The organism is Candidatus Rokuibacteriota bacterium, assembly GCA_016188005.1.
In the GTDB taxonomy this organism is placed as follows: Bacteria; Methylomirabilota; Methylomirabilia; order Rokubacteriales; family CSP1-6; genus UBA12499.
This window is the reverse complement of record JACPIQ010000028.1, coordinates 1-24610: the sequence shown is the minus strand read 5'-3', so window position 1 is coordinate 24610 and position 24610 is coordinate 1. Positions and strand designations below refer to the sequence as shown.

The 24610-nt window shown below is 70.4% G+C and carries 24 protein-coding genes and 1 pseudogene; all 25 read left to right on the top strand.

Annotated features, from left to right (window positions below):
* The first annotated feature begins 358 nt into the window (after nt 1-358).
* The 25 genes and pseudogenes from glnA to HYV93_06475 all read left to right on the top strand — a co-directional run bounded on the left by glnA (nt 359) and on the right by HYV93_06475 (nt 24610).
* Nucleotides 359-1783 (top strand): type I glutamate--ammonia ligase, encoded by a 1425-nt coding sequence (gene glnA, locus HYV93_06595; protein ID MBI2525635.1) that lies wholly within the window; start codon nt 359-361, stop codon nt 1781-1783.
* 128 nt (nt 1784-1911) lie between these two features.
* Nucleotides 1912-2484: an ANTAR domain-containing protein gene (locus HYV93_06590; GenBank protein ID MBI2525634.1), complete on the top strand. Its 573-nt coding sequence runs from the start codon at nt 1912-1914 to the stop codon at nt 2482-2484.
* Nucleotides 2485-2769: 285 nt separating this feature from the next.
* Complete coding sequence (gene urtA, locus HYV93_06585; protein MBI2525633.1) at nt 2770-4068, top strand: urea ABC transporter substrate-binding protein; 1299 nt, start codon at nt 2770-2772, stop codon at nt 4066-4068.
* A 10-nt stretch (nt 4069-4078) separates the two neighbouring features.
* A complete protein-coding gene (gene urtB, locus HYV93_06580) occupies nt 4079-5779 on the top strand; it encodes an urea ABC transporter permease subunit UrtB (GenBank protein MBI2525632.1) in 1701 nt (566 codons plus the stop codon).
* Nucleotides 5766-6896, top strand: coding sequence for an urea ABC transporter permease subunit UrtC (gene urtC / locus HYV93_06575; GenBank protein ID MBI2525631.1), 1131 nt, complete (start codon nt 5766-5768; stop codon nt 6894-6896). Before urtB ends, urtC begins: the two co-directional genes overlap by 14 nt.
* Nucleotides 6893-7798: an urea ABC transporter ATP-binding protein UrtD gene (gene urtD / locus HYV93_06570; protein MBI2525630.1), complete on the top strand. Its 906-nt coding sequence runs from the start codon at nt 6893-6895 to the stop codon at nt 7796-7798. Before urtC ends, urtD begins: the two co-directional genes overlap by 4 nt.
* Entirely contained in the window at nt 7782-8504 is a 723-nt protein-coding gene (gene urtE, locus HYV93_06565; protein MBI2525629.1) for an urea ABC transporter ATP-binding subunit UrtE, read from the top strand. Before urtD ends, urtE begins: the two co-directional genes overlap by 17 nt.
* Nucleotides 8505-8511: 7 nt before the next feature.
* Nucleotides 8512-8814 (top strand): urease subunit gamma, encoded by a 303-nt coding sequence (locus HYV93_06560; GenBank protein ID MBI2525628.1) that lies wholly within the window; start codon nt 8512-8514, stop codon nt 8812-8814.
* Nucleotides 8811-9200, top strand: coding sequence for an urease subunit beta (gene ureB / locus HYV93_06555; GenBank protein MBI2525627.1), 390 nt, complete (start codon nt 8811-8813; stop codon nt 9198-9200). The genes HYV93_06560 and ureB overlap by 4 nt, the downstream gene beginning before the upstream one ends.
* On the top strand, nt 9188-10903 hold the full coding sequence (gene ureC, locus HYV93_06550; protein MBI2525626.1) for an urease subunit alpha: 1716 nt from the start codon (nt 9188-9190) through the stop codon (nt 10901-10903). Before ureB ends, ureC begins: the two co-directional genes overlap by 13 nt.
* A gap of 7 nt (nt 10904-10910) precedes the next feature.
* On the top strand, nt 10911-11414 hold the full coding sequence (locus HYV93_06545) for an urease accessory protein UreE (GenBank protein ID MBI2525625.1): 504 nt from the start codon (nt 10911-10913) through the stop codon (nt 11412-11414).
* Nucleotides 11407-12096: an urease accessory protein UreF gene (locus tag HYV93_06540; GenBank protein MBI2525624.1), complete on the top strand. Its 690-nt coding sequence runs from the start codon at nt 11407-11409 to the stop codon at nt 12094-12096. The genes HYV93_06545 and HYV93_06540 overlap by 8 nt, the downstream gene beginning before the upstream one ends.
* Complete coding sequence (gene ureG / locus HYV93_06535; protein ID MBI2525623.1) at nt 12093-12719, top strand: urease accessory protein UreG; 627 nt, start codon at nt 12093-12095, stop codon at nt 12717-12719. The genes HYV93_06540 and ureG overlap by 4 nt, the downstream gene beginning before the upstream one ends.
* A gap of 34 nt (nt 12720-12753) precedes the next feature.
* Nucleotides 12754-13590: an urease accessory protein UreD gene (locus tag HYV93_06530; GenBank protein MBI2525622.1), complete on the top strand. Its 837-nt coding sequence runs from the start codon at nt 12754-12756 to the stop codon at nt 13588-13590.
* Between the two features lie 13 nt (nt 13591-13603).
* A complete protein-coding gene (locus HYV93_06525) occupies nt 13604-13909 on the top strand; it encodes a hypothetical protein (protein ID MBI2525621.1) in 306 nt (101 codons plus the stop codon).
* 50 nt (nt 13910-13959) lie between these two features.
* The gene (locus HYV93_06520) at nt 13960-15006 is read left to right on the top strand and encodes an MBL fold metallo-hydrolase (GenBank protein ID MBI2525620.1); all 1047 of its coding nucleotides are present in this window, start codon (nt 13960-13962) and stop codon (nt 15004-15006) included.
* Nucleotides 15007-15071: 65 nt separating this feature from the next.
* Nucleotides 15072-15380 (top strand): winged helix-turn-helix transcriptional regulator, encoded by a 309-nt coding sequence (locus HYV93_06515; GenBank protein ID MBI2525619.1) that lies wholly within the window; start codon nt 15072-15074, stop codon nt 15378-15380.
* Nucleotides 15381-15438: 58 nt separating this feature from the next.
* Nucleotides 15439-16257: an arsenite methyltransferase gene (locus HYV93_06510; protein ID MBI2525618.1), complete on the top strand. Its 819-nt coding sequence runs from the start codon at nt 15439-15441 to the stop codon at nt 16255-16257.
* The gene (gene arsB, locus HYV93_06505) at nt 16254-17339 is read left to right on the top strand and encodes an ACR3 family arsenite efflux transporter (GenBank protein MBI2525617.1); all 1086 of its coding nucleotides are present in this window, start codon (nt 16254-16256) and stop codon (nt 17337-17339) included. The genes HYV93_06510 and arsB overlap by 4 nt, the downstream gene beginning before the upstream one ends.
* Nucleotides 17336-17755: an arsenate reductase ArsC gene (locus HYV93_06500; GenBank protein MBI2525616.1), complete on the top strand. Its 420-nt coding sequence runs from the start codon at nt 17336-17338 to the stop codon at nt 17753-17755. Before arsB ends, HYV93_06500 begins: the two co-directional genes overlap by 4 nt.
* A gap of 53 nt (nt 17756-17808) precedes the next feature.
* Nucleotides 17809-18840 carry a TIGR00730 family Rossman fold protein gene (locus tag HYV93_06495; protein ID MBI2525615.1) on the top strand — a complete coding sequence of 344 codons (1032 nt, stop codon included), beginning with the start codon at nt 17809-17811 and terminating at the stop codon, nt 18838-18840.
* 235 nt (nt 18841-19075) lie between these two features.
* Entirely contained in the window at nt 19076-19960 is an 885-nt protein-coding gene (locus HYV93_06490; protein MBI2525614.1) for a DMT family transporter, read from the top strand.
* Nucleotides 19961-19974: 14 nt separating this feature from the next.
* Nucleotides 19975-21696, top strand: coding sequence for an NAD+ synthase (locus HYV93_06485; protein ID MBI2525613.1), 1722 nt, complete (start codon nt 19975-19977; stop codon nt 21694-21696).
* 923 nt (nt 21697-22619) lie between these two features.
* Nucleotides 22620-22778: a DUF1156 domain-containing protein gene (locus tag HYV93_06480; protein ID MBI2525612.1), complete on the top strand. Its 159-nt coding sequence runs from the start codon at nt 22620-22622 to the stop codon at nt 22776-22778.
* A gap of 13 nt (nt 22779-22791) precedes the next feature.
* Nucleotides 22792-24610: pseudogene (locus tag HYV93_06475) on the top strand (AAA family ATPase).

Here is a 24610-nt window from a genome sequence, read left to right as displayed (position 1 = left end):
TGTCCACAGGGTGGTCCGTCGTCGGGGGAGTGCGGGGGCCATCTCTGCAGGGTTGTCCGCCGGTGGGGGAGTGCGGGGGCCATTTCTGGGCCCCCGCAATGGTAGAGAGTCGGGCCCGTCGGGCGCGCGCCAGGCAGGGCATGGCGGGGGCCATTTCTGGGCCCCGCAACGGAGAGAGTCGGGCCCGGAGGCTCGCGCGCGGTGTAGGCATGGCGGGGGCCACTTCTGCGCCCCCGCAATGGCAGATGGGCCGGGTTGACGGCACGAGGCGGAGTTTCTATTGTAGGGGCCCGGCGACGCGGCGTGGCCGCGGGTCCCCGAGTTCCTGTTCCCACGCAACCCCCATAAGGAGAGAGGCATGACCCCGAAGGACGTGTTGAAGATGGCCAAGGAGAAGGGGGCCCGGATCGTTGACCTCCGCTTCATCGATCTCCCCGGTCTGTGGCAGCACTTCTCCATCCCCGTCTCGGAGCTGAGCGAGGGGATCTTCGAGGACGGACTCGGCTTCGACGGTTCCTCGATCCGGGGCTTCCAGACCATCGACGAGTCGGACATGCTGATCATGCCCGATCCCTCGTCAGCCCAGATGGACCCCTTCACGGCGGTGCCGACGCTGGTGCTCATCTGCAACATCAAGGACCCGGTCACGGGCAAGCCGTACAGCCGGGACCCGCGCTACGTGGCCCAGAAGGCGGAAGCCTACGTCAAGCGCGGCGGGGTCGCCGACACGGTCTACATCGGTCCCGAGCTCGAGTTCTTCTTCTTCGACTCGATTCGCTTCGACCAGGGCGCCAACTTCGGCTTCTACCACATCGACTCCGACGCGGCCGCCTGGAACAGCGGCAAGGAGGGGACGCCGGAGCGGCCCAACCTCGGCTACAAGCCACGCTACAAGCAGGGCTACTTCCCGGTGCCGCCCATGGACCACTTCCAGGACATTCGCTCGGACATGGTGCTCGCGCTGGAGTCCGTGGGCATCCGGGTGGAGGTGCACCACCACGAGGTGGCCACCGGCGGGCAAACCGAGATCGACATGCGCTTCGACACCCTGACCAAGATGGCCGACCGCGTGTGCTGGTACAAGTACTGCGCCAAGAACACCGCGAAGAAGTGGGGCAAGACGGCCACCTTCATGCCGAAGCCCCTCTTCCAGGACAACGGCTCCGGGATGCACACTCACCAGTCGCTCTGGAAGAACGGCAAGAACCTCTTCTACGAGCGCGGAGGCTACGCCGACATCTCCAAGACCTGCCTCTACTACATCGGCGGTATCCTCAAGCACGCTCCGGCGCTGCTCGCCTTCATCGCGCCCAGCACCAACAGCTACAAGCGGCTGGTGCCCGGCTACGAGGCGCCCATCAATCTCGTCTACAGCCAGCGGAACCGATCGGCGGCCATCCGGATTCCGATGTACAGCAAGTCGGAGGGGGCGAAGCGCATCGAGTTCCGGACGCCGGACCCGACCTGCAACCCGTATCTCTCCTTCGCGGCATGCGTGATGGCCGGCCTCGACGGCATCGCCAACAAGATCGACCCCGGCAAGCCGGTGGACAAGGACCTCTACGAGCTGCCGCCGGCCGAGCAGAAGAAGATCAAGCAGCTCCCGGGCTCGCTCGACGTCGTGCTCGACCTGCTCGAGAAGGACCACGACTTCCTGCTGAAGGGCGACGTGTTCACCCCGGATCTCATCGAGACGTGGGTCGAGTACAAGCGCAAGAACGAGGTGGACCCGGTCCGGCTGCGCCCGCATCCGCACGAGTTCGCTCTCTACTACGACGTCTGAGCGTTCGCAGTCGACGCTGAGCCCTGCTCCCGGCGGCGGTGAGGCGCCGGGAGCGGGCGCCAGCACGGCTCCTGGCACCCCGCTTGCTGTTCATGGCCGCCGTGAATCCCCGCTGGAGAGTTGTCATCGTGGACGATCACGCGCCGTCGCGGAAGACGCTGGCCGAGGCGATCGAGGCCGCCGGCGGGGCTGTGGTCGGGGATTGCGAGCGGGCCGGGGAGGCCGTTGCCCTCGTGACGCGCCACCGTCCCGACGTGGCGGTGCTCGCCGTGGGGCTCTCCGACGGCGATGGGACCGAGGCCGCCCGCCGCATCGCGGCCGAGGCCCCATGCGCGGTGGTGCTCCTCACGAGTCGTACCGGGCCGCTCGTGTGGAGCCGGGCCGTCGAGGCCGGAGTGCTGGGCTTCCTGACCAAGCCCCTCCGCACCGCGGAGTTGCCGCCCGCGCTGGACGTGGCCGTGTCTCGCTTCCGGGAGATGGACGCGGTGCGGCGGGAGAACGAAACGCTCAGGGCCAGGCTCGAGTCGCGCAAGCTGGTGGAGCGCGCCAAGGGCCTCCTCATGGCGCGGCTCGGGCTCAGCGAACCCGAGGCCTTCCGCCGCATCCGGAAGACCGCCATGGACTCGCGCAAGCCCATGGCTGACATCGCCCGGGCCCTGCTCCTCGCCGAGAATGTGACGCAGTCTCCCGCGCCGAAGTAGCGCCCCGCCGAGGCGGTGCCCCCACAGGAGGTACCGCTCCACGCCGCCGTGGGCGGGCGCTGCTGCCGCATTGTTCGGCACCCTCCGTCGGTTGCCCACGTTTCGGGCAGCGCCCGCCGGCCCCCGACCCGGCGATATCCACGTAATCCCGCGAGAAGACGGATCGCGTACGCGCGGCACAGCCCTTGCTCTGGTGCCGGTCGAGTTCCACGGACAGCGTCGTCCGGGACCACAGGCACTGATGCCGTGAGACCACACGAACCTGTCACGGGAAAGGAGCAGGACATGAAAGGTCATTCACGCAGGGACTTCCTCAAGACCGCGGCCGTCGCTGGCGTCTCGGCGGCGGTGGGGCTCGGCTTCCCCGCCATCCTCAGGGCGCAGGGGGGCGGTTCCATCAAGGTCGGGGTGCTCCACTCGCTCTCCGGCACCATGGCCATCAGCGAGGTGTCGCTCCGCGACGTGGTCCTCATGGCCATCGAGGAGATCAACGCGAGGGGCGGCGTGCTGGGGCGGAAGGTCGAGCCCGTGGTCGTGGACCCCGCCTCCAACTGGGACCTCTTCGCCGAGAAGGCGAAGCAGCTGCTCCTGCAGGACAGGGTGGCCGTGACCTTCGGCTGCTGGACCTCCGTGAGCCGGAAGTCGGTGCTGCCGGTCTTCGAGAACAACAACGGACTGCTCTTCTACCCCGTCCAGTACGAGGGCGAGGAGTGCTCGCGGAACGTCTTCTACACCGGCGCGACGCCCAACCAGCAGCTGATCCCGGCGGCCGAGTACCTGATGTCGCGCGAGGGGGGCGGATACAAGAAGTTCTATCTGCTGGGCACCGACTATGTCTTTCCACGCACGGCCAACAAGATCCTCCGGGCGTTCCTCCTGGCCAAGGGCGTCCCCGCCGACTCCATCGCCGAGGAGTACACGCCCTTCAACCATCAGGACTACCAGACCATCGTCGGCAAGATCAAGCGCTTCGCCTCCGGCGGCAACGCCGCCGTGCTCTCGACGATCAACGGCGACTCCAACGTGCCCTTCTACAAGGAGTTCGCCAACCAGGGGCTCCGGAGCGAGAACGCGCCGATCATGGCCTTCAGCGTGGCCGAGGACGAGCTGCGCGGCATGGATACCTCGGCGCTGGTGGGTCACCTCGCAGCGTGGAACTACTACCAGTCCGTGGACACGCCGCAGAACAGGAAGTTCGTCCAGGCCTTCAAGGCCTATGCGAAGAGGCACAACCTGCCCGGCGGCGACAGGCGAGTGACCGACGATCCGATGGAGGCGGCGTACTTCGGCGTCTACATCTGGAAGCAGGCCGCGGAGAAGGCGAAGAGCTTCGAGGTGGACGCCGTGCGCAAGGCGGTGTACGGCCAGGAGTTCCTGGCCCCCGGCGGGAAGATCAAGATGGACGAGGCCAACCACCACACCTACAAGCCGGTACTGATCGGCGAGATCCTCAAGGACGGCCAGTTCAAGGTGGTGTCGCGGTCGAAGGGGCTGGTCAAGGCCGAGCCCTGGAGCCAGTACACGAGTCCGGACAAGGGCTGCGACTGGGTGAAGCAGAAGGGGACGTACCAGAAGAGGGCGTGAGACGGAGCTCATGCTCCCGGGTCTTCGCTCGCTGCTCGTCGCGCTCGCGCTGCTGCCGGGGTCCTGCGTGGCCCCGGCAGCAGCCTGGGCGGCCCCTGCGGCGGCCGCGCCGGCTCCAGAGCTGGCGAAGCAGCTGAGCGATGTCGCCAGCAAGGATCCGGAGCTGCAGGAGGCGGCGGCGGTGGCCCTCGGGAAGACGGGGGACCGGAAGATCCTGCCGCTCCTCGAGGCGCTCAGGGAGGGCAGCGTGTATGTCTGGGCGCGCCAGGGCCAGCGCGAGACCGTGATCGCCGGCGACAAGGTGTCCGAGGGCGATCGGACTCTGGTACCGCTGTTCGCGGCCTACGGACGCGAGCCCATCACCGGGCCCGCCGGCAAGCCGCTCCTGGTGGAGCTCGCCACGCTCGAGGAGGTTGCGGCCGGCCGGCGCCTCAGGCTCGCGCTGCGGCCGCTCATCGACGCCTTCTCCGGTCAGAGCCAGCTGGCCGACCCCGACCCTCGCGTCAGGCGCGCGGCCGCGACCAAGATGGGGAATGCGGCCGACGCCGCGGCGCTCCCCGTGCTCACCGAGGCGCTGGGACGGGAGAGCGATCGCTGGGCGCGCCACGCCATGGAGGAGGCCCTGGCGCTCATCGGGCTGGCCCGGGGCGACGATGCGGCCCGGGCCATGGCCGCCGCGCGGCTCGGCACGCTCCGCAGCGTCGGCGCGCTGGAGCGCCTCCGAGACGTCGCGGCCGACGGCGGGTCTGCGGCGGTGCGGCAGGCAGCCGCCGACGCCGTCAAGGGCATCGAGCGCTGGAGTCTGGTGACCACGGCAATCGAGCTCGGCTTCCAGGGGCTCTCGCTCTCCTCCATCCTCCTGCTCATGGCGCTCGGGCTCGCCATAGTCTTCGGCCTCATGGGCGTGATCAACATGGCCCACGGCGAGCTGATGGCGCTGGGAGCCTATGCCACCTTCGTGACGCAGGGCTGGTTCCGGGCGCATCTGCCGGGATCCTTCGACTACTACTTCCTCGCCGCGCTGCCGTTCTCGTTCCTGGTGGCCGGCGCCGCCGGGCTGGTGCTGGAGCGCGGCGTGATCCGCCACCTCTACGGGCGGCCGCTGGAGACGCTCCTCCTCACCTGGGGACTGAGTCTCATCATCCAGCAGGGGCTCAGGCTCTGGTTCGGCGCCGCCAACGTGGATGTGACCTCTCCACGCTGGCTGTCGGGAGGCATCCCCGTGGCGGTGGGCCTCCAGCTCCCCTACAACCGCCTCTTCATCATCGCCCTCGCGGCGCTCTGTGTCGGCGGCATGTACCTGCTCCTCTTCAAGACCGCGGCTGGCCTGCGGATCCGCGCGGTGACGCAGAACCGCGCCATGGCGGCCTGCCTGGGCGTGCGCGCCCGGTGGGTGGACGCCGGCACCTTCGCGCTGGGGGCCGGGCTCGCCGGGCTTGCCGGCTGCGCGCTCACGCAGATCGGCAACGTGGGGCCCGAGCTCGGTCAGAACTACATCGTGGACTCGTTCATGGTGGTGGTCACGGGCGGGGTGGGCAAGCTCCTCGGCAGCATTCTCGCTGCGGTCGGGATCGGGGGGCTCAACAAGGTCATCGAGCCCTCGCTGGGCGCGGTGTACGGCAAGGTGCTCATCCTGGTCGCGGTCATCCTCTTCATCCAGCGCCGGCCCTCGGGGCTCTTCGCGGTCAGGGGGCGCCATGCCGACGCGTGAGCGCTGGGGGCTCCTGGCCATCGGCCTGCTCCTCCTCGCAGCGCTCCCGGCGTTGAACCTGCTGCCGGCGGAGTCGCCGTTCCACGTCGCCGACTTCACGCTGAACCTGTTCGGGAAGTTCCTGGCCTACGCGATCCTCGCCCTCGGCATCGACCTCATCTGGGGCTACGCCGGCGTCCTGTCGCTGGGCCACGGCGTCTTCTTCGGTCTCGGCGCCTATGCCATGGGCATGCACCTGATGCTGGAGATCGGGACGCAGGGCGTGTACCGGAACGCGCTGCCTGACTTCATGGTGTGGAACCGCGTGACCGAGCTGCCGCTGTTCTGGCGCCCCTTCCACAGCGGCGTCTTCACCCTGCTGGCGGTCGTCACGGTCCCCGCCGTCGTGGCCTACGTGTTCGGATACCTCACCTTCCGCAGCCGGATCCGCGGAGTCTACTTCTCGATCATCACCCAGGCGCTGGCGCTGTCGGCCTGGCTCGTGTTCAACAGGAACTCACTGAACTTGGGCGGCACCAACGGCCTCAGCGGCTTCAAGACCATCTTCGGCTTCCCCCTCGAGGACCCCGGGATCCAGCGCGCCCTGTACCTGGCCACCGCGGCGTGCCTCGGCAGCGCCTACCTCCTCTGCCGCTGGATCACGCGCTCGCCGGCCGGGAAGGTCCTCGTGGCCATCCGCGACAGCGAGGCCCGGGTCCTCTTCTCGGGATACTCGCCGGCGGCCTTCAAGCTCTTCGTCTTCGTCGTCTCGGCGGCCCTGGCCGGGGTGGCGGGGGCGCTGTACGTGCCTCAGGTGGGCATCATCACGCCGGCGAAGATCGGCGTGCTGCCGTCCATCGAGATGATCATCTGGGTCGCCGTCGGGGGGCGCGGGACCCTTGGCGGGGCGGTGCTGGGCGCCTTCGGGGTGAGCTGGCTCCAGAGCGTGCTCACCACGTCGTACCCGGATCTCTGGCTCTTCGTGCTCGGCGGGCTGTTCGTCGGCGTGGTCCTCTTCTTCCCTGACGGTCTCGCCGGCGCCCTCCACCGCCTCGCGGGACACCTCGCGCCGCTGCTGCACAGACGCTCCGACGACACCGCCCTGACCCGCGCCACCGCAGAACGGGCACCCCGATGAGCGCCGAAGGCGCGAAGAGGCCCAACCGCGACGCGGGTTCCTCCACGTTCAGGCGTGAGGGAGAGAGCGCCGAAGGCGCGAAGAGGCCCAACCGCGACGCGGACTCCTTCACGTTCAGGCGTGAGGGAGAGAGCGCCTCCCCCCGCGGCTCGATCATCTACCTCGAGAACGTCACGGTGGACTACGACGGCTTCAAGGCGCTCCGCGAGCTGACCTTCTACATGGACTACGGCGAGCTGCGCGTGGTCATCGGCCCGAACGGAGCGGGCAAGACGACCCTCCTCGACGTCATCTCGGGCAAGGTGACCCCCTCGGCCGGCCGGGTCATCTTCGGCCGGCACACGGACCTCGTGGGCCGGCGGGAGAACGAGATCGCGACGCTGGGGGTCGGGCGGAAGTTCCAGACGCCGTCGGTCTTCGCCACTCTCACGGTGCGGGAGAACCTGGAGCTGTCGCTGGCCCGGAAGAGCAAGGGGGTGCTCGCCACGCTCCGCGCCCGGCTGGAGGCGGGGCAGGCGGAGCGGATCGGCCGGACGCTTGACAGCATCGGGCTCGCCGGGAAGGCCGGCGACCGCGCCGGGGGGCTCTCCCACGGCGAGAAGCAGTGGCTGGAGATCGGGATGGTGATGGTGCAGGACGCCGCGCTGTTGCTGGTGGACGAGCCCGTGGCGGGTATGACCGACGAGGAGACGGAGCGGACCGGCCGGCTGCTGCAGGCCATCGCCGGCGAGCGCGCGGTGCTCGTGATCGAGCACGACATGGAGTTCGTGCGCAGCATCGCCCGCACCGTGACGGTGCTGCACGAGGGCTCGCTGCTCTGCGAGGGCCCCGTGGAGCAGGTCCAGCAGGACGCACGCGTGATGGAGGTCTATCTGGGGCGAAGCCGTGCCGCCGGCGCTTGAGGTCCGGGGGCTGTGCGCGGCGTACGGCGAGAGCCAGGTGCTGTGGGACGTCTCGCTGGCGGTGCCCGAGGGCGGAGTCGTCTGCCTCATGGGGCGTAACGGCGTCGGCAAGACCACGCTACTCAAGGCCGTGATGGGGCTCCTTCCCGCACGGTCAGGGCGGATCCTCTGCGCGGGCGAGGAGCTGACCGGGCGGCGCCCCGAGGAGCGGGTCGCCCGCGGGATCGGCTACGTGCCCCAGGGACGGGAGATCTTTCCGGGCCTGACGGTGGCGGAGAACCTGCGCATGGGGCTCATGGGGAAGCGGGGCCGGCCCGCCCCGGCGCCCGACGGGATGGCGCATGACCTGGAGCAGGTGTTCGAGCTCTTCCCCAAGCTCGAGTCGCTGCTGGGACGGAAGGGTGGCGTGCTGTCGGGTGGGGAGCAGCAGCAGCTCGCCATCGCGCGCGCGCTCCTGGCCTCGCCCCGGCTCCTCCTCCTGGACGAGCCCACGGAGGGGATACAGCCCTCGGTGATCCTCCAGATCGAGGATGCCATCCAGCGGATCAAGGCGCGCGGAATCGGCGTGCTCCTGGTGGAGCAGTATCTGGAGTTCGCCTGGCGCCTGGCCGACTCCTACGCCATCATGCGCAAGGGGACCATCGTGTCGCGGGGTGCGACGGCCGACCTCCGGCACGAGGCCGTCAGAGAGCATCTCACCGTCTGAGGGGACCATGCACCTGACGCCACGCGAGCAGGACAAGCTCCTCGTCTTCGTCGCCGCCGAGGTGGCCCGCCGCCGCCGGCAGCGCGGGGTGCGCCTGAACCACCCGGAGGCGCTGGCGCTCATCACCGCCGAGGTCCTCGAGGGGATCCGCGACGGACGCTCGGTGTCGGACCTCATGGCCCAGGGGATGTCGATCCTGTCGCGCGACGACGTCATGGAGGGCGTCCCCGAGATGCTGGACGAGGTGCAGGTCGAGGGGACATTCCCCGACGGCACCAAGCTCGTGACGATCCATCGGCCCATTCGATGATTCCCGGTGAGTACGTGCTGGGGGAGGGGGAGATCGTGGCCAATGCGGGCCGCTCAGTGGTCCGGGTCACGGTGGCCAATACCGGGGACCGGCCCATCCAGGTGGGCTCGCACTTCCACTTCTTCGAGGCCAACCGCGCCCTCCGCTTCGACCGGGCGCTGGCCTTCGGCATGCGGCTCAACATCCCGGCGGGCACGGCGGTGCGCTTCGAGCCCGGAGACGAGAAGCAGGTGAGCCTGGTGGAGCTCGCCGGCGCGCGCGAGGTGCGCGGGCTCAACGCGCTGACCGAGGGGCCGGTGGGCCCGGAGGCCCGCGCCGCCGCTGTCGCGCGCGCGGCCCGCGAGGGATTTGCCGGCGCGGGGGGGCCGCAGCCATGCCCCTCGTGATCCCGCGCCGGCAGTACGCCGATCTCTACGGGCCCACCGTCGGCGACCGGGTCCGGCTGGCCGACACCGGGCTCTTCATCGAGGTGGAGCGGGATCTCACCGTCTACGGCGACGAGGTGAAGTTCGGCGGCGGCAAGGTGATCCGCGACGGCATGGGGCAGTCGGCGCGCGCCACCGCGCGGGACGGCGTGCTCGACCTCGTCATCACCAATGCGCTCATCCTGGACCACTGGGGCATCGTCAAGGCCGATATCGGTGTCCGTGGCGGGCGCATCGTTGGCGTCGGCAAGGCGGGCAACCCCGACATCATGGCCGGGGTCACCCCGGGGCTCGTCATCGGCGCGGGCACGGAGGTCATTGCCGGCGAGGGGCGGATCGTGACCGCGGGCGGCATCGACAGCCACATCCACTTCATCTGCCCGCAGCTCGTGGACGAGGCATTGGCGTCGGGCCTCACCACGCTGCTCGGCGGCGGCACGGGGCCCGCGGCGGGCACCAGCGCCACCACCTGCTCGCCGGGGGCGTGGAACATCCAGCGCATGCTGCAGGCCGCGGAGGGACTGCCCATCAACCTCGGCTTTCTCGGCAAGGGGAATGCTTCGCGCCCCGAGCCCCTCAGGGAACAGATCGAGGCCGGGGCCATCGGGCTCAAGCTGCACGAGGACTGGGGCACCACTCCAGCGGCCATCGACACCTGCCTCGGGGTCGCCGAGGAGACGGACACGCAGGTCTCCATCCACACCGACACGCTCAACGAGGCGGGGTTCGTCGAACAGTCCATCCGCGCCTTCAAGGGGCGGACCATCCACACCTACCACACCGAGGGCGCCGGGGGCGGACACGCGCCCGACATCCTGCGCGTCTGCGGGGAGCCCCACTGCCTGCCGTCCTCCACGAACCCGACGATGCCCTTCACGGTCAACACCATGGACGAGCATCTCGACATGCTCATGGTCTGCCATCACCTGAACGCGAAGATCCCCGAAGACCTGGCCTTCGCGGAGTCCCGCATCCGCGCCGAGACCATCGCCGCGGAGGACGTGCTCCACGATCTCGGCGCCATCAGCATGCTCTCCTCCGACTCCCAGGCCATGGGGCGCATCGGCGAGGTGATCCTGCGCACCTGGCAGACGGCGGACAAGATGAAGCAGCAGCGCGGGGCGCTGCCGGGCGACGGGCGCGCCGACAACGTGCGGGCCCGCCGCTACGTGGCCAAATACACGATCAACCCGGCCATCGCCCACGGCATCGCCCACGAGGTGGGCTCGGTGGAGAAGGGGAAGCTCGCGGACCTGGTCCTCTGGAAGCCGGCCTTCTTCGGCGTCAAGCCGGAGTGCGTGGTCAAGGGCGGGCTCATCGTGACCGCGGCCATGGGCGATCCCAACGCCTCGATCCCGACGCCCCAGCCCGTCCGCTACCGGCCCATGTTCGCGGCCTTCGGGGGCGCGCTCTCCGCGACCTCCGTGACCTTCCTCTCCCAGCCAGCGGTGGCCCGGGGCGTGGCGGCGCAGCTCAAGCTCGGGCGGCGCGTGAGCGCCGTCCGCGGCTGTCGCGGCCTCACGAAGGCCGCCATGGTCCATAACGACTACTGCCCGCGCATGGAGGTGGATCCGGAGACCTACGAGGTGCGGGCCGACGGCCAGCTCCTCACGTGCGAGCCGGCGACCGTGCTCCCCATGGCCCAGCGGTACTTCCTCTTCTGATCCCGCGATGATCGTCATCACCGAGCCCCACCTGCACGTCGCCTCCGGGACGCTCACGGGGAAGGAGCGCGACACGCTCCAGCTCTCGTGGGAGGAGCGGCGCTGGACCCGCAAGCGCGCGCGCACGACGCGGGGCCGCGCGGTGGCCCTGGCGCTGCCCACCGGCAGCGTGCTCCGCCCGGGAGATGTCCTGGCCGTGGAGGCGGACTGGTACCTCGCGGTGGAGGGCCGGCCCGAGCCCGTGCTGGCGGTCCTGCCGCGCGGGCGCGACGAGGCCATCCGCATCGCCTTCGACGTGGGGAACCGTCACTTCCCGCTGGCGCTCCAGGGCGATGCGCTCCTGGTTCCCGACGACGCCGCCATGGAGCAGCTCCTGACGAGGCTCGGCGTGGCGTGGGAGCGGTCCCAGGCGGTCTTCGATCCCGTCGGGCGCGGCTCCCACCGCCACGAGGCCGGCGAGAGGCTGCCGGATCGCCATGCCCGCGAGCGCATCGCGCACACCCATGAGTAACACCCGCCTCATCTCGCTGCTCCACTTCGCCGACAGCGCGCTCCCCACCGGGGGGTACGCCCACTCCTTCGGGCTCGAGGCCCTCTGCCAGGCCGGCGCCGTCGCCGACGCAGCCGGCGTGGAGCAGTTCCTGGCAAGCCAGCTCGAGGGATCGGCCGGGCCGTGCGATGCGACGGCCGCCGCTGCCGCGCGGCGCGCCTTCGCCCGCGGCGACCTGGCCGCCTGCTGCAGCCTCGACGATACCCTCGAGGCCATGAAGAGCGTGCGAGAGTTCCGCGAGGGGAGCCGCCAGATGGGTCGCCAGACGCTGCGCGTGGCCGCCGTGCTCACCGGGGCGCCCCGGCTCCAGGAGTATCTCGCGGCCGTGGGCGCGGGGCGCGCCCCGGGCCATCACGCCGTCGCCTTCGGCATGGCTGCCGGCGCGCTGGGCTGGGAGCCGGAGGAGACGACCGCCGCCTTCCTCTACTCGGCGACGGCGCTGCTGGTCGGCGCCGCCCTCCGGCTCCTGCCGATGGGGCAGCTGGAAGGGCAGCGCCTGCTCTGGCGGCTCCATCCCGTGATCGAGAGGCTGGCGCGCGAGGCCGCGGCGCGCGATCCGTCCGGGATGTGGAGCTTCGCCCCCGGGATCGAGCTGGCGGGCATCCGCCACGAGGGGCTCGAGATGCGGCTGTTCCGGTCATGAGCGGCGCGCCCGCCATCCCGCGCCCGCTCAAGATCGGCGTGGGCGGCCCCGTGGGGTCGGGGAAGACGGCGCTGGTGGAGACGCTGGCGCGCCGACTCCAGCGCCGCTATGACCTGGCCGTCATCACCAACGACATCTACACCCAGGAGGATGCGCAGTTCCTCATCCGCCGCGGCGCGCTGCCGGCGGAGCGGGTGGTGGGGGTGGAGACGGGCGGCTGCCCCCACACGGCGATCCGCGAGGACGCCTCGGTGAACCTGGAGGCGGTGCACCGGCTCCTGACGCGCTTCCCGGACCTCGAGCTGCTCTTCGTGGAGAGCGGCGGCGACAATCTCGCGGCCACGTTCAGCCCGGAGCTGGTGGACGCCACGATCTACGTCATCGACGTGGCCGAGGGAGACAAGATCCCCCGCAAGGGGGGGCCGGGCATCACCCGCTCGGACATGCTCGTCATCAACAAGATCGACCTCGCCCCGTACGTGGGGGCCGACCTCGCCGTGATGGAGCGCGACGCCCGGCGCATGAGAGGAGACCGCCCGTTTGTCTTCACCAATCTCCGTGACGGCGCCGGCGCCGACAGCGTGGTGGACTGGATTCGCCGCGACCTGCTCTTCGAGCCCTGAGCGCGCGGCCGCGGGTCCACGCCTCCCGCGGCGCGTGGGTCGTGATGGCAGCCTCCATCTGGGCTTCGAGCGGCGCGGCCCCGGGACGGTGCTGACGGAGCGCAGATTCACGCTGCCGCTCCAGGCGCTGGAGCCGATGGACCTCGACGGCACCGGAGTCGCCACGCTGATGCTGCTCAACCCCACGGGCGGGCTCCTGGGCGGCGACCGGCTCGACACGGTGGTCTCCGTCGGGCCGGGCGCCCATGTCTGCCTCACGACGCCGGCCGCGACGCGCGTGTACCGGACGGCGGGCGCGCCGGCGATGCAGCGCCTCAGGGCCACGGTCGGGGCCGGCGCCGCGCTCGAGTACCTGCCGGGCCACCTGATCCCGTCCCCCGGGGCGCGCCTCGAGCAGAGCACCGAGATCGTCCTGGCCGACGAGGCGACGGCCATCCTGCTGGACGCCTGGGCCGTGGGGCGCGTCTCTCGCGGGGAGGCGTGGGGCTTCGGCGCGCTGGACATCGCCACGGTGGTGAGCGATCCGTGCGGGCCGCTCCTTGTCGAGCGGGTCCGCCTCGATGCCGGGGACGCCCGGCGCGGCTGGCCCGGGGGGCTCGGCGGCGCCGAGGGCATGGCCTACGTGGCGACGCTGGCGGCGCTGTCCCGCTCGGCTCGGGACTGGGGAGCCCTCGTGAACGACCTGCGCGCCGCGCTGGCCGCGCCCGGGGGAGAGTTCCGCCACGGCGTGACGCCGCTGGCGCGCGGCGGTGTGCTGGCGAGGCTGCTGGCGCCGACGGCGCCGGCGCTCCAGGGCTGTGTCGAGCGACTCTGGGCGCTCTGCCGTCAGCGGCTGCTCGGGCTCCCTCCCCTGGATCTCCGCAAGCTGTAGGACGCTTCCCCGCATGGGCGAACCCCGTCTCGCAGATGAGTTCGATCGCCTCGTCGCGAGCGTCCTCCGCGCGCTCGTCGAGGAGCAGGGCGTCGAGGGGCGGGGACGGCTCTACCGTGCCGTGATGTCGCGCGCGGAGCTTCCGCTCCTGCGCCACGCGCTGGCGCTGTCCGGCGGCAACCAGCTCAAGGCCGCCCGCCTCCTCGGCATCAACCGCAACACGCTGCGCAAGCGACTGCGCCTCCTCGGGCTCTTGCCAGAGCCCCACGGCGCGGCCCCGCGGGCCCCGGCGCCACGGCAGGGCCCGGCGCGCGAATGAGCGCCGGCCGGACTAGGCGGGACGAGACGCGCGGGGTAGACTCGGACCTCGTGGGGCGCTCCACGATCGCCTTCCTGGCTCTGGGTGTTCTCGGGCTGGTCCCGGCATGCGCCGGGGTGGGCCGGGAGCCCCTCCCTGGCCGCCCCTCTCACCACGTCGAGGGCGGGTTCCGGAACCCCGATCCCACCTTCAGGCGGCCCGATGCGTGGACCCGCTGGAGCTTCTTCGCGCGCCGCCTCTGGGCCAGCACCGTGGCGCCGCGCAGCTACGAGGCGCCGCGCATCGCCAATGACGGGCGCGCGCTGCGCGAGGGCGCCCTCAACCCGAGCGTGACCTGGGTCGGCCACTCCACGCTCCTGGTCCAGCTGGACGGCCTCAACGTGCTCACCGACCCTCACTGGGGCCCGCGGGCCAGCCCCGTCTCCTGGGGGGGACCGCGGCGGCTGAACCCGCCCGGGCTCGCCTTCGAGGATCTCCCGCGGATCCACGTCGTCGTCATCTCTCACGATCACTACGACCATCTGGACCTGGACACCGTGAAGCGGCTGGCGGCGGCCCACGACCCGCTCTTCCTGGTCCCGCTGGGGCTCAAACGGTGGCTCGGCGAGCAGGGCGTGGCGCGGGTGGAGGAGCTGGACTGGGGGCAGTCCTTCACCCATCGGGGTGTCACCTTCCACTGCCTCCCGGCGCAGCACTTCGGCAGCCGGACGTTTGCGGACGCCAACAGCCGGCTCTGGGCCTCGTGGGCCGTCGTCGGCCGCGACCGGCGCCTTTACTTCGGCGGCGACAGTGGCTACTTCCAGGGCTTCAGGGAGGCGGGGGAGCGGCTCGGGCCCTTCGACCTCGCGGCCCTGGCCATCGGCGCCTACCTTCCCCCGGAGATCATGCAGCGGGTGCACACGACGCCCGAGGAGGCCGTGCAAGCTTTCCTCGACCTGCGCGCCACCACGCTCCTCGGCATCCACTGGGGCACCTTCGATCTCGCCGAGGAGCCGCTCGACGAGCCGCCCGGCCGCATGCTCGCCGAGACCCGCCGCCGCGGGATCGACCCGGCGCGGGCCTGGGTCTTCAAGCTGGGCGAGACGCGCCGCTGGTAGCCTGCTGAACTGGTCCCCGCGCAAGCCCCTTGACATCGATTCGATAGTTGTATAGATTTCGAAATATGAAATCGGCGGTCCCGCTGCCGCTCTCGAAGCTGGAGGCCCATCCCGTGCACGCGGAGGCCTTCAAGGCCCTGGCCCACCTGACGCGACTGCAGGTCTTCTTCTTCCTGGTCCGCGCGGGGCGCGAGGTGCCGGCGGGAGAGATCCAGGAGGCGGTGGAGGTGCCCGGCCCCACGCTGTCCCACCATCTGGACGTGCTGCGGCGCGCGGGGCTCGTGGAGAGCCGCCGGCACGAGCGCTACGTCTACTACGCCGTGAGGCGGGACACCGCCACCGCGCTGGTGCGACTGCTCACGGCCTGCTGCTGACCGGAAGGTGACCCACCGCCGGCCACCTGCGGGCCGGCCACACAGAGGAGGACAACCGATGGCTGAGCGGGAGATCAAGGAGCTGGTGAAGGAGAAGTATGGCAAGGCCGCGCTGCGCGTGGCCTCCAGCGGGAGCTCGTGTTGCGGGTCGGCCTCGTCGCGGGGGGAGTGTGATCCCATCACCTCGAACCTGTACGCGGCCGGCGAGACCGCGGCCCTGCCGGCCGAGGCCGTGGCCGCCTCGCTCGGCTGCGGGAACCCCACGGCGCTGGCCGAGCTCAAGCCCGGCGAGGTGGTCCTCGACCTGGGCTCGGGCGGCGGCATCGACGTGCTCCTCTCGGCCCGCCGCGTGGGGCCCACGGGCCGCGCCTACGGGCTCGACATGACGGACGAGATGCTGGCGCTGGCGCGGCAGAACCAGCGGAAGGCCGGCGTCGAGAACGTGGAGTTCCTCAGGGGCGAGATCGAGCAGATCCCGCTGCCGGACCACACGGTGGACGTGATCATCTCCAACTGCGTCATCAACCTGTCGGCCGACAAGGACCGAGTCCTGGCCGAGGCCTTCCGGGTGCTCAAGCCGGGCGGGCGCCTCGCGGTCTCGGACATCGTCGTGCGCGGCGAGGTCCCGACCGAGATCCGGCGGAGCGTGGAGCTCTGGATGGGGTGCGTCGCGGGTGCGCTCCAGGAGGAGGAGTATCGCGCCAAGCTCGCCAAGGCGGGCTTCGAGGCCATCGAGGTGGAGCCCACGCGCGTGTACCGCGTGGAGGATGCGCGGGAGCTCCTCGCGGGCTCGGGGATCGACGCCGACGCCATCGCCCCCGCGGTGGACGGCAAGTTCATGAGCGCCTTCGTGCGGGCCCGCAAGCCCGCGCCGTGAGCGGGGGAGGGGAGCCGAAGCGGCTCGGCTGGTTCGAGGGATACCTCTCGCTCTGGGTCGCGCTCTGCATCGCGGCCGGCGTGACCCTCGGGACCGCCAGCCCCGGCCTCGTCGGGCTCTTGAGCCGCTGGGAGGTGAGCCGCGTCAACCTCCCCATCGCGGTGCTGATCTGGCTCATGATCTACCCGATGATGCTCCGGGTGGATCTTGCCGCCGTCCGGGGGGTGGGGCGCGAGCCGCGGGGGCTCGCCATCGTCCTGTTCGTGAACTGGCTCGTCAAGCCCTTCAGCATGGCGGCGCTCGGCTGGCTCTTCTTCAAGGGCCTCTTCGCCGGCATCCTCGGGCCGGAGCTGGCGGATCAGTACCTGGCCGGGACCATCATCCTCGCCGCCGCGCCGTGCACGGCCATGGTGTTCGTCTGGAGCTACCTCACCGACGGCGATCCGGCCTACACGCTCGTCCAGGTCGCGCTGAACGACCTCATCATGCTGGTCGCCTTCGCGCCGATCGTCATCTTCCTGCTCGGGGTGTCCAGCATCACGGTGCCGTACGACGTGCTCCTGTACTCGGTCGGGCTCTACATCGTCATCCCGCTCGCCGCGGGAGCCGCCTCCCGCGCGCTCGTGCTCCGGCGGCGCGGCCCCGTCTGGTTCAACGAGGTGTTCCTCGCGCGCCTGCGCCCCGTGTCCGTCGCCGCGCTGCTCGCGACCCTGGTGCTCATCTTCGCGTTCCAGGGGCAGGTCATCCTGGGCAAGCTCCTGCACATCCTGCTGATCGCCGTCCCCCTGCTGATCCAGGTCTACTTCAACTCGGGGCTGGCCTACGGGCTGGCGCGCTGGTTCCGGGTCCGCCATGCCGTGGCGGCGCCCGGGGCGCTCATCGGCGCCAGCAACTTCTTCGAGCTCGCCGTGGCCACGGCCGTCTCGCTGTTCGGCCTGACTTCTGGCGCGACCCTGGCGACGGTGGTCGGGGTGCTCGTGGAGGTCCCGGTGATGCTGTCGGTCTGTTCGTTCTGCAACCGGACCCGGGATTGGTTCAGCGCGCCGGCGGTCCAGGCCCCCCGCTCGGCGGGCGCGGCGTGACGCCCCGGCGCGTCCTGTTCGTCTGCACCCACAACTCGGCCCGCAGCCAGATGGCGGAGGGGCTCCTCCGCCACCTGGCCGGTGACCGCTTCGAGGCCGCCAGCGCCGGCACCGAGGCGACGCGGGTGCATCCGCTCGCGGTCCGCGCCATGGCCGAGCTGGGGATCGACATCGGCCACCACGCCTCGAAGACCTTCGAGCGCTTTCTCGACCAGCGGTGGGACCACGTGATCACGGTGTGCGACGGCGCCCGGGAGCGCTGCCCGGCATTCCCCGCGGCGGCGGCCAGGATCCACTGGAGCCTCGACGACCCGTCGGCCGCGCCGGGAACGAACGAGGAGCGCCTCGGCGTCTTCCGGCGCGTGAGGGACGAGATCGCGGGGCGGCTCCGCGACTGGCTCGCCGCGCAGGTCTGACGCTCGGGCGCCGAACGCGCGGGCGGCGTGCGCGCCCCGTGTATACTCTGGCCATGACCGCCGAGCGCCGCTACCACCTGCAGTCCGAGGAAGCCAACCGCCAGCTGGACGTCCTCCTGGAGCAGCTCCGCGTCCCCGAGGCCAGCTGGCGCCTCTACGCCGAGATGCTCACGAGCGTCCTCAAGCTGTTCGAGGACGGCGCGGAGGTCGCGGACCTCAAGATCACGAACTCCGCGCTGAAGGAGCTGCGGTACGGCTTCAAGGTGTTCGCGCCCTACCGGCACGTGCCGAAGGTCACGGTGTTCGGCTCCGCGCGGATGCCCGCAGAACACCCCGTGTCCCGGCAGGCCTACGACTTCGGCAAGCGGATGACCGAGGCGGGCTGGATGGTGATCACCGGAGCGGGGAGCGGCGTCATGGGGGCCGCCCAGGAAGGGGCGGGGCGCGAGCGCTCATTCGGCCTCAACATCCGGCTGCCGTTCGAGCAGGAAGCCAACGCCTGGATCGCCGACGATCCCAAGCTCATCACGTTCAAGTACTTCTTCACCCGCAAGCTCTTTCTGGTCCGGGAGGCGCAGGCCGTGGCCTACTTCCCGGGCGGCTTCGGCACCTGCGACGAGGCCTTCGAGACGCTGACGCTGGTGCAGACCGGCAAGGCGGCCCTGGTGCCCATCGTGCTCGTCGACGCGCCGGGGGGGACGTACTGGCGGGGCGTCAGGGACCTGGTGGAGCGCGAGATGGCGGCGGCGGGGCTGATCTCGCCGGACGACACGGCGATCTTCCGGATGACCGACGACGTGGAGGCGGCCGCCGCCGAGATCGAGGGCTTCTACCGGGTCCTCCACTCCAAGCGCTACGTGGGGGACCAGCTCGTCGTCCGCCTGCGCAGGCCCCTGGCGCCTGACGCCGTCGCGGATCTGAGCGCGCGCTTCGCCGACATCCTCGCGGGACCCGCCACGCTGGCGCCGGGCCCGCTCCCGGCCGAAGGGGACGAGTTCCCCGAGCTCCCCCGGCTCGTCCTGCCCTTCACGCGAGCGAACTTCGGCCGCCTGCGCCGGCTGATCGACCAGGTCAATCAGGCCTGACCGCGCCCGCCCCCGCGTCACTCGGGCTCGGGGCGCTCCTCGGTGCTCTGGCAGGCGGTGCAGACCCACGTGCGGAGAAGGATTACGCGCTGGGGGTCGCGCCTGAGCGTCCAGGGGATCGACGCGCGTGCGCCGCAGCTCGGGCAGGGCGCGGTGCTCTGGCCGGGCTGAACCTCGGAGGGGAGCCACGGGTTCTTCGCCTTCACGCCTCGAAGTATAGCGTATCATCGCCGCCGTGCTGATGGCCGAGACCGTCCTGCTCCTCGCGAACCTGATCTACGCCACCTCGTACTCCGCCACGCGCGTCGTGCTCGCCGACGTGGGTCCCGCCACGCTGGCGCTCGCCCGGCTCGTCATCGGCTCGGCGATCCTGGTCCCGGTCGCGCTCGCGATTCGCCGGGGGGATCCCCGACGCTTCGTGTCCACCGACCGCTGGAACCTCTTCTGGATGGGCCTACTGGGCTTCGCCGGCGCCTTCGCGTTCGCCCACTGGGGCCTGGTGCGCTCCACGGCGACGAACGCGGCGCTGCTGATCACCGTGGAGCCCATCTCGCTGATGCTGCTGTCCCCGCTCCTGCTGGGCGAGCGCCTGCATCGCCGGGAGGCGCTGGCCGCGGCGATGACGCTGAGCGGGGCCGCGCTGGTCGTCGTCAACGGCGTCCCCGGCCTCACCCGCACGGTGGCGCCCCACTGGCGCGGCGACCTGCTCCTGGTCTGCTCCGGGCTCGCCTACGCCTCCTACTCGCTCCTCGGGCGGGGCCTCCTCCTCCGGCACTCGGCCATGGCCGTCACGGCGTGGTCCATCGCCTGGGGCGCGGCGGCCATGGTCCCGCTCGCGTTGCTCGAGTGGCACGGCGGCCACCGCCCCGTCTGGACCGGCCAGGCCATCACCGGGGTCCTCTACCTCGCGGTGGTGATCACGGCCCTGGGCTATCTCGCCTGGAACTACGCGCTGGAGCGCGTCCCGGCGCCCCGGGCGGCCATCTTTCTCAACGTGCAGCCGCTGGCCGGCGCCGTCCTGGGGATCGCGTGGCTGGGCGAGCCGCTGACGGTCTTCACGGTGGTGGGCGGGACGCTCATCCTGGCCGGCCTGACTCTGACGGTCAGGCGGCGCCGATGAGCTAGAATAGCCCCGTGAGGCGGATCCGGATCGGGCTGGCCCAGGTGAACCCCACCGTCGGCGCCCTCGAGGCGAACGCGCGCTTGGTGGTGGACTGGATGGGGCGCGCGCGGGCGCTGGGCTGCGACGTGGTGGCTTTCCCCGAGCTGGTCCTCACCGGCTATCCGCCGGAGGACCTGCTCTTCAAGCCCGCGTTCATCGAGGGGAACCTCCGGGCGCTGGCGGATGTCGCCGCCCGCAGTCGCGGTATCACGGCCGTGCTCGGCTTCGTGGACAAGCGCGACGACATCTTCAACGCCGCGGCGGTGCTCCACGACGGCGCGCATGTCGGCACCTACCACAAGCAGTACCTGCCCAACTACGGTGTCTTCGACGAGAACCGCTACTTCCAGTGCGGGACCGAGTGCCCGATCTTCGCCGTGGGCGACACGGTGCTCGCCGCCAACATCTGCGAGGACATCTGGTACCCGACCGGTCCCACCACGGCCCAGGCCCTGGCCGGCGCCGAGCTGGTGGTCACGATCAACGCCTCGCCCTACCACGCGGGCAAGGCCCGCTTCCGCGAGCAGATGCTCGCCACGCGCGCCGCCGACGACCTCGTCTGCCTCGCCTTCGTCAATGCCGTGGGCGGGCAGGACGAGCTGGTCTTCGACGGCCAGTCCTTCATCTTCAACGAGCGGGGCGAGCCCGCGGCCCGTGGCGCGGCCTTCGAGGAGGAGCTTGTGGTGGCGGATCTGGACCTCGACGAGGTCTTCCGCGCCCGGCTCCACGACTCACGCCGGCGGAAGGAGAAGCTGCGGAGCCCGGACGCGGCCCGGCGGATCTCGCTGCCGGCGCTCCCCGCGCGGGAGCGGCCCCCACTGTCGCCGCGGGAGGCGGCCCCCGTGGAGCGGCTGGAGGAGATCTACCGGGCGCTCGTCGTCGGGACGCAGGACTACGTGAGGAAGAACGGCTTCAACCACGTGGTGATCGGGCTCTCCGGCGGCATCGACTCGGCGCTGGTGGCCGCCATCGCAGCGGACGCCCTGGGCCCCGCGAACGTGACGGGGGTGACCATGCCCTCGCCGTACTCCTCCGCGGGCACGCGGCGGGACGCGGCGCGGCTGGCGAGGAATCTCGGCGTCGACTTCCTGCGGCTGCCGATCACCGGCGTGTTCCGGGCCTACCGTCGCGCGCTCGCCCGGCCCTTCAAGGGGCTCAAGGAAGACCTCACCGAGGAAAACGTCCAGGCCCGGATTCGCGGCAACTACCTCATGGCGCTGTCGAACAAGTTCGGCTGGCTCGTGCTCACCACCGGGAACAAGAGCGAGATCGGCGTGGGCTACACGACGCTCTACGGCGACATGGCCGGCGGCTTCGCCGTGATCAAGGACGTGCCCAAGACCGTGGTGTACCAGCTCGCGGCGCACGCCAACGCCCGGGCGGGGCGCGCGCTGATCCCGCGCTCGATCTTCGAGCGCCCGCCCTCGGCCGAGCTGCGCCCCGACCAGAAGGACCAGGACACGCTGCCCCCCTACCCGGAGCTCGACGCCATCCTCGAGGGCTACGTGGAGAGCGATCAGGGGCTGGCCGACCTCGTGGCCGCGGGCTTCGACGAGGCGACGGTGAGGCGCGTCATCCGCCTGGTGGACCGCAACGAGTACAAGCGCCGGCAGGGGCCCATCGGGATCAAGATCACCCCGCGGGCCTTCGGCAAGGACTGGCGCCTGCCCATCGTCAACAAGTTCCAGGAGTAGCCCGGGCCCTCCGGGCCCTCCCGCTGATCCGCGTCAGCCGGAGACGGGCGCGTCGAGCATCTGCAGCGCGGCGAGGCGCCGCTGAATGCCGTCCTCTACCGGCTCGGTCACCGTCTCGCCCAGACCCTCGTGGATCGAACTTCCGCCCGCTCTCTCTCCCCTGCGCGGAGGCGAGTGTTCTTCACCCGCGACTGGGATCTGCTGACGGAGCCAAGCCGGCGCCTGCGGGACGGCCAGCCCCTCCGGCGCAGACACGGAGCGGCCGTGGGCTGAAGCGGAGTACCGGCGAGGGTCCGAGGGCGCGGCCAGCGCGGCGGGCGACCCGATCGCGGCGGGCGTAGGGGGGGGCCGGGCCGGGGGGTGGCGGTGTAGGGAGTTCCAGTTCAAGAGCAAGTGCTGGGCGTGGGGGTAAGGGAAAACACCAATGGCCGAGACCCTGTCCTGTGTCCTATCCTGTCGCAGACACGGCGAACCATTGGGGAGGAGGCCCAGGGCGGATGGGTGGCGTGAGCAGAATAAACGTGGACGAGTACACCCCTCTTGCCGAGAACCTCCGCACGCGTCCAGCTCAGGACCTCCCGACAAAATGAGACTCGAAGACCTCACGCCGAACGCGGCCCTGCGTGGCATCCTGCCGGATTGCCTCGTCACCGTCCCTTATCCGAGTTGCAGCAGGTCCTCCCGGCCCAGTCGCGGGATCAGCTCAAGCGTCTGCTCGCAGAGCTGCGCCGCGAAGGGCGCGTGCGGCTCGTCGGACTGCGCCGCGGGGCACGCTGGCTCGCGGACGGAGGCGAATGAATGGTGCAGCGGACCGCACCGGAAATCCGCTTTTGCGCCATAAGATTGCGCCATATCGCCGTAACACCCTGGAATAGCACGACTTCTATGGTGCGTCTCGGGGCGGCGCCAAAGGATCCGACGCAATGACCACCCGTAAGAAGCTCATCGAGGTGGCGCTGCCGCTGAAGGCGATCAACGAGGCGTCGGCGCGGGAGAAGTCCGTCCGGCATGGGCAGCCGACCATGCTATGTGAGGGCCAACCTCCGCGGCGGCTGCCGGCCGGGGCGGGGAGGCCAGCGTGAGAGGGCACCACCCGTGATCACGAGGTTGTCGGTCAGGAACTTCAAGCTGTTCGACGAAATCGACCTGGAGCTCGGCGACCGCGTGGTGCTCATTGGCCCCAACAACGCCGGCAAGACATCGGCCTTGCAGGCGCTCGGCCTCTGGACATCGGCGTCAAGCGGTGGGTCGAAAAGCGAGGCGCCGGCAACGTACCGAAGGAACGCCCTGGGGTAACCATCAACCGGCGGGACCTCATCACGGTCCCGGTGCCGGCGGCGAACCTGCTCTGGCGCGATTTGCACACACAGGAAACCGCGCGCGGCGCTGGAACGAAAAAGGTCTACATCAACGTGACCGTCGAGGGTGTGTCCGGTGGCAAGCCCTGGAAATGCGGTTTGGAGTTCTACTACGCCAACGAGGAGTCACTCTATTGTCGCTCCCTGCCCTCGGCAGATGGCGGGCGGATGGAGGTTCCGCCGGAAGCAGCTCGGACCCGCATTGCCTACCTGCCTCCCATGTCCGGCCTCGCGGCGAATGAGACCCGGCTCGACGAGGGCGCGATCAACGTCCGTCTCGGCGAGGGACGCACCGCCGAGGTCATGCGCAACCTCTGCTACCAGGTGCTGCAGAGTGAGGAGGGGGACGCCAGGTGGCAGCGGATCACGGAGCGGATGGAAGCCCTGTTCGGCTCGCGGCTCGATCCGCCGGAATACATCCGGGAGCGGGGCGAGATCGTGATGTCCTACCACGCGCGGGGCAGCGTCCGGCTCGACATCTCCTCCAGCGGCCGCGGCCAGCAGCAGACGTTGTTGCTGCTCGCCCACATGACGGTAAACCCCGGCGCGGTGCTGCTCCTCGACGAGCCGGATGCGCATCTGGAGATCCTGCGCCAGCGGCAGATCTACCAGGTCCTCGCCGAGACGGCCGCGGAGACAGGCAGCCAGATCATCGCCGCCAGCCACTCCGAGGTCATTCTCAACGAGGCGGCGGACCGCGACGTGGTGATCGCCTTTGTCGGCAAGCCGCACCGCATCGACGACCGCGGCAGCCAGGTGCTGAAAGCGCTCAAGGAGATCGGCTTCGAGCACTATTACCAGGCGGAGGAGGTCGGCTGGGTGCTCTACCTGGAAGGCTCCACGGATCTCGCGATCCTGCGCGCGTTCGCCGCTCGGATGGGCGACCCTCCCAAGGCGGCCCTCGAGCGCCCGTTCGTGCATTACGTCGGCAACCAGCCGCGGGAGGCGCAGAGGCACTTCTACGGCCTGCGCGAGGCGAAGCCCGATCTCGCGGGCATCGCCCTCTACGATCGGCTGGAGCAGGAACCGCCTCCTGATCCGCAGCTCATGCAGCTCATGTGGCAGAAGCGCGAGCTCGAGAACTACCTCTGCACCCGCGAAACCCTGCACACCTTCGCCGAGGTGAAAGGGAGTGAGGAGCAAGGAGATCTCTTCGGCGCATCGTGGCGGACGGCGATGGAGGAAAGCATCGCCGAGATCGAATCCGCCCTGGCCGCGCTCGACAGGCCCTCGCCCTGGGGCCCGGACATCGAGGCGAGCGATGAGTTCCTCGACCCGCTGTTCAAGAGGTTCTACGAAAGGCTCGGCCTGCCCAACCTCATGCGCAAGACCGACTATCACGCGCTCGCGCGATTCGTGCCAGCCGAGGCGCTTGACGGAGAGATCCGCGAGAAGCTGGATCTGATCGCGGAGACGGTCTCCGAACACGAACGCCAGTACGAGGATGGCAGCGATCCTCGCGTTCTGGACATCATGGATGTCCCTTTGAAAGGCCACCATCCCAAGGCCTACCAGTCGGAGAACTGGTTGCTCGACCCGGACTACTACTGGAAGCG